The organism is Marinagarivorans sp., assembly GCF_982758155.1.
Genome location: NZ_CEXWTU010000276.1, coordinates 1 through 5,775 on the forward strand (window position 1 = coordinate 1; position 5,775 = coordinate 5,775).

Consider the following 5,775-nt stretch of genomic DNA (forward strand, 5'->3'; position numbering starts at 1 on the left):
GCGTTTTCTCCCCCTTGCTATCCCTGCAAGGCCCGACGCTTGAATGCCCAGAAAACAATCAATTCGCCTTTTGGGTACGTATGATTTCGAACTCACCTAAATAGTGACAAAATAATATTAAATAACAAAAAATATTGGGCGCTATTAAAATAGACTTCCCCTATCGACCCTTAAAATAAATAGTATCGCTGTGCCATGGGCAAAACTTCCGCCGGCTCGCAGGTTAACGTTTGTCCGTCAGCTTTTACTTCATAGGTTTGAGGGTCAACCTCCATTACCGGCTGATAATTATTTAAAACCATATCGGACTTTTTAATGTTACGGCAATTTTTCACGGCGCTTAAGGGCCGCTCTAAACCAAAGGTTTTAGCAATACCCGCAGCTATACCCGCTTGCGATACAAACGTTACCGATGTTTGAATACACGCTTTACCATATGCACCAAACATTGGGCGGTAGTGCACAGGCTGCGGAGTAGGGATTGAAGCATTAGGGTCGCCCATTGGCGCCATCGCAATGGAACCGCCTTTAATAATTAAAGAAGGCTTTGTACCAAAAAATGCCGGTTTCCATAAAACCAAATCGGCGAGTTTGCCAACTTCAATCGAACCCACCTCATGGCTAATACCGTGGGCAATAGCGGGGTTTATCGTGTATTTAGCGATGTAACGTTTCGCACGAAAATTATCGTGTCCGGCATCTTTACCATCGACCATATCTTCGGGTAAAGGGCCGCGCTGTACGCGCATTTTATGTGCGGTTTGCCAGGTGCGTGTTACCACCTCACCAACGCGTCCCATTGCTTGCGAATCGGAAGAGATCATCGAAAAAGCGCCTAAATCATGCAGTATATCTTCGGCAGCAATGGTTTCTTTGCGAATGCGTGAATCGGCAAAAGCCACATCTTCAGGAATGCTGGGATCAAGGTGGTGGCACACCATTAACATATCGAGATGCTCGTCGACGGTATTAATTGTGTAAGGCCGTGTAGGGTTTGTTGAGGAGGGTAAAACATTATCCAAACCACAGGCTTTAATAATGTCGGGAGCATGGCCACCACCCGCACCTTCGGTATGGTAAGTATGAATAGTGCGGCCTTTAAAGGCTGCGATAGTGTCTTCCACAAAGCCCGACTCATTAAGCGTATCGGTGTGAATCGCTACCTGTAAATCATATTTTTCAGCCACACTTAAACAGCAGTCGATAGAAGCTGGCGTGGTGCCCCAGTCTTCGTGCAATTTAAGCCCAATAACACCGGCTTTAACTTGTTCTTCCAAGGCTTCGGGCAAGCTTGCATTACCCTTACCTAAAAAGCCTAAATTCATCGGGAATGATTCTGCTGCTTGCAGCATTTTCCCAATATGCCAAGGTCCGGGTGTGCAGGTTGTCGCATTCGTTCCCGTCGCAGGGCCAGTACCGCCACCAATCATTGTGGTTATACCGCTCACTAAGGCTTCTTCTATTTGCTGCGGGCAAATAAAGTGAATATGCGCATCAATACCACCAGCCGTTACAATATTACCTTCGCCGGCAATCACCTCTGTACCGGGGCCAACCTCAATAGTAATACCCGGCTGAATATCCGGGTTGCCGGCCTTACCTATCGCAGCAATACGACCATTTTTAATCCCGATATCGGCTTTAACTATTCCCCAATGATCTAAAATTAGAGCATTAGTAATCACCGTATCGGGCGTATCATAGCAGCTCGCTTGGCTTTGCCCCATGCCATCACGAATCACTTTACCGCCACCAAATTTAACTTCTTCGCCATAAATAGTGTGATCTTTTTCGACCTGAATCCAAAGTTCTGTATCCGCTAAACGCACTTTATCGCCAACGGTTGGGCCAAACATTTCAGCGTAGGCGCGTTTATCCATAGTCTGCGAAGAGGTTTTTTTATCACTCATGTTAAATCCCCCATAATGTCGCCACGAAAACCATACACTTTTCGCCGCCCCGCTAAAGCCACTAGCTCTATGGTGCGGTCTTGGCCGGGTTCAAACCGCACAGCAGTACCCGCCGCAATATTCAAACGATAACCTTTTGTTTTTTCACGATCAAAAATCAGCGCGGGATTAGCTTCATAAAAATGATAATGGCTACCCACCTGAACAGGACGGTCGCCAGTATTGGCAACGGATAGACTAATAACAACACGCCCTTCATTTAACGGAATTACCCCGTCAGCTATTTTATACTCACCAGGAATCATATCTTTGCTCCGTTTGCTGGGGCTAAACTATTGGGTTATGGACAGTGACTAATTTGGTACCGTCGGGGAATGTCGCTTCCACCTGCACCTCCTGAACCATATGCTCAATACCCTCCATAACATCATCCACCGTTAATAACGTTCGGCCAAAAGACATTAATTCGGCAACCGTTCTACCGTCACGCGCGCCTTCCATAATCTCAAAGCTAATTAAAGCAACGGCTTCGGGATAATTTAGCTTTAGGCCACGCGCTTTACGTCTTTCAGCCAACTGCGCAGCGCTGAATAACAATAATTTGTCTTTTTCTCTTGGGGTAAGCTCCATTGGAGGCCTCTAAATAATAAGTCTTTTAAAATGTAATAAATTGAATGGCTGCTTTAGCCTGCTATTTTTACGTTGCCCAAATTCGCGGTGAAATTGCTTTTTTACCGATAAGTTCGCCGCGTAACGCATGCCACAAATACTCAAAGCCTAAGCGGCATTGACTTGCCGAATCGCCTAAATAACGCGCAATACACAGTTCGCCTTTTTGCGTAATACCCCAGCGGCCTTCAAATTGTTGCTGTAGCGTATCCATCAAGGCTTGCCGCTGCTCACGCGTTGTCGCTAGCGTTAGCACAAAAGTCCCCATGCTATTTGCACCGCCAAGACCCCACACACTTTTTTGCAGTGCGCTATCGCCATCAACAACATTGCGTTCAAATAACAATGGAATGCCATCGCGGGTAATTCGAATCGATTGCAAACAATGCCCAGTATCAAACGCTAGATGGCTAGCGGGCCGGCCAAAACACACCACATCCCATAACGCCAATTTGCCGCCAGCCGTTAAGTTGGCTTCCGTATGCAACTGTGTATTCGCACCACTAAAAACAATGGTTTCTTGCGGCAGCCATTCTAAGCACGCACCGTCTTCAACCGATAATTCAACGGTTTGTCGTTGCTCTTCTATAGCATTATCCACACCGTAAACTTTACCGGCCGATGGCGTTGTTATTAACGCGTGCGCACCACTATGTACCCTGGCCTCTATGCGCAGCTCATCCCCTAGCACCAAACCACCGGGCGGATGAATTAAATACGTGTGGCAGCATGTAGGCTCTGGGTAGAACGGTTTAAGGACACGCAGTGGACCGAAGTGAGTATTACCCACAATTCGAGTCTTCTCGCCTCTTAGCGCAAAATCCAGCGCCAAACGAGCTTGCCAAGATCGAGGTAAAGGCATTTTTTGCGCAGTCATAACGTTCCGATTAACAAAAGTTAACACCTATCTAATCAAGATTTGTACCAGTCATGAATCGCGATGCTTTGGGCATAGAAGTAAAGTTAGCGCACCAATAATGCACAAATAGAATTACAGTGCCGTATCGCGCACCATTTTAAGACACTCCTAAATATCGAGCCCCCTTACATCACTAGTAGTATTCAACGGACTAGATTATGTTAGGGATCCATCACCCAAACTCAAAAGACAGGCAGCGACCATGAGAAAACTCTGGGTTTATATACTCACACTATTAAGCTCGGTAGGCTTGTCGGTCGCGGCCCACGCTGATTGCGTTATTCTTTTACATGGGCTTGCACGCAGTAGTCATGCAATGAATAAACTCGAGACCAACCTTGCGCAACACTATCAAGTCATCAATGTTGACTACCCTTCAAGAGAGCATCCGATAGAAGCATTGGCCGTTATCGCTATTGAGCCCGCACTGCTACAGTGCAGCGATACAACCGTGCACTTTGTTACTCATTCTATGGGTGGCATCATTATTCGCCAATATTTAGCTCATCACACTATTTCACAGCTGGGTCGTATCGTAATGCTTGGGCCACCGAATCAAGGCAGCGAAGTCATAGACACCCTTGATCACTGGCCTAGCCTTGAGTGGCTTAATGGTCCGGCAGGCAAACAATTGGGAACAAGCGCTAATAGCATCCCGTTGATGCTGGGTGAAATCACTGCGGAGGTCGGTATTATTGCGGGGGATCGCTCTATCAACCTTATTTTATCGGCCATTATTCCAGGCCCCGATGATGGCAAAGTCGCAGTTGAGCGCACTAAACTTAACAGCATGAAAGACCATATAACGCTGCATGTCACACACCCATTCATGATGAAAAACAAGGCGGTTATTCAGCAAGTAAACCATTTTTTGCAATACGGTAAATTTGATCGCAACAACAACAACAACAACCCAACAACGGATTAAACAATGTATCTCGATATAGCATTTATTGCAGGATGCACGCTTATTTTTGGCTGTATCGCCGGTTTAATCGAGCGCTCATGGATCAGTGGGCCTTTAATTTTTATGGCGATTGGGTATTTTTTTGGACCTAATGTTTTCGGTATTTTTTCGTTCAATGCCGATATAGAAGTCATTAAAACACTCGCCGAAATAACCCTCGCTATCGTGTTATTTAACGATGCCGCAAGCATCGGTTTAAAACCCCTAAGCAAGCACCCGCTAGTGCCAACAAGAACCCTACTGGCCGGCCTCCCTATGACTTTAGCCCTTGGGGCTTTAATCGCGGTTTTAATATTTCCTGAATTCACATGGGTGCACGCCGTATTACTCAGTATTATTCTCGCCCCTACCGACGCAGCTTTGGGTTTAGCCGTCATAAAAAACCACGCAGTACCCCAAGTAATTCGTCGTGGACTTAATGCCGAGAGCGGCCTGAACGATGGTATTTGCGTTCCTTTTTTATTAGTCTTTTTGGCGTTAGCACAAGGGACTGGGCCCGATCAATCCTTAGGCCACTTTCTACTGGTTACTATTGTTAAAGAAGTTGGAATTGGTTTTGTTGTGGGTGTTTGCATGAGTGCCGCAGGCTGGCTGCTGTGCCGGCACGCGATAAAAGCCCGCTGGATATCCAAACGCTGGATACTCGTCCCCACCATATCCCTTGCTGTAATGACTTTTGGACTAGCGCAGTATTTAGGCGGCAGCGGTTTTATTGCGGCTTTTTGTGGTGGATTATTTTTTGGCGAGAAACTGCACGGTGCTTACAACGAAGAACTCGCAGAGTCCGAAATTAATGGTGAAATATTTTCGCTGCTAACATGGCTTTTATTTGGAACCTTAATGGTAGACATCGTTAGGGACGTTGTCTGGCAAGAACTACTTTATGCCGCCTTAAGCTTAACGGTTATTCGTATGTTACCGGTCTTTATTAGCCTTACCGGCACCCCCTTATCAACCGAGAAAAAACTCTTTGTAGGGTGGTTTGGCCCCCGCGGGCTCGCCAGTATTGTATTCATTATTATGCTAATGCAAAGCGACCTAGAGCACAGCGCCACTATAATCAACACCGCCACAATTACCGTTATTTTAAGTGTAACACTGCATGGAATAACCGCCTTTCCATGGTCTAAGCGCTTTAAGCCAGCGGCAACCAAAACACCCGCCCGCCTAAAATCTAAAACTTAGTGACGAGGCATAATAGTTTATTCAATTAAACGAAGGGACTGCGATAGGTCTAGGCCGCTAGTTGGCGTAGCCCCAGGGCAAACGCATGAAATATTCACATGCTAAAAAGCAATTTTTCTAGGTAG

General features: G+C 46.3%; 6 protein-coding genes. 2 read left to right on the forward strand and 4 right to left on the reverse strand.

Annotated elements, in window-relative coordinates; translation table 11 throughout:
- Positions 1-170: 170 nt before the first annotated feature.
- The 4 genes from ureC to AC3A8L_RS19260 form a co-directional block, all read right to left on the reverse strand.
- Positions 171-1,880: an urease subunit alpha gene (gene ureC, locus AC3A8L_RS19245; protein ID WP_487963900.1), complete on the reverse strand. Its 1,710-nt coding sequence runs from the start codon at positions 1,878-1,880 to the stop codon at positions 171-173.
- 26 nt (positions 1,881-1,906) lie between these two features.
- Positions 1,907-2,215 (reverse strand): urease subunit beta, encoded by a 309-nt coding sequence (locus AC3A8L_RS19250; RefSeq protein ID WP_487963895.1) that lies wholly within the window; start codon positions 2,213-2,215, stop codon positions 1,907-1,909.
- A gap of 22 nt (positions 2,216-2,237) precedes the next feature.
- Positions 2,238-2,540, reverse strand: a complete 303-nt coding sequence (ureA, locus tag AC3A8L_RS19255) for an urease subunit gamma (RefSeq protein ID WP_487963896.1) — start codon at positions 2,538-2,540, stop codon at positions 2,238-2,240.
- Positions 2,541-2,607: 67 nt separating this feature from the next.
- The gene (locus AC3A8L_RS19260) at positions 2,608-3,456 is read right to left on the reverse strand and encodes an urease accessory protein UreD (RefSeq protein WP_487963897.1); all 849 of its coding nucleotides are present in this window, start codon (positions 3,454-3,456) and stop codon (positions 2,608-2,610) included.
- Positions 3,457-3,700: 244 nt separating this feature from the next.
- Here AC3A8L_RS19260 and AC3A8L_RS19265 point away from each other — a divergent pair, with 244 nt between their 5' ends.
- The gene (locus AC3A8L_RS19265; RefSeq protein WP_487963898.1) at positions 3,701-4,426 is read left to right on the forward strand and encodes an esterase/lipase family protein; all 726 of its coding nucleotides are present in this window, start codon (positions 3,701-3,703) and stop codon (positions 4,424-4,426) included.
- Positions 4,427-4,429: 3 nt separating this feature from the next.
- A complete protein-coding gene (locus AC3A8L_RS19270; protein ID WP_487963899.1) occupies positions 4,430-5,650 on the forward strand; it encodes a cation:proton antiporter in 1,221 nt (406 codons plus the stop codon).
- Positions 5,651-5,775: the final 125 nt, after the last annotated feature.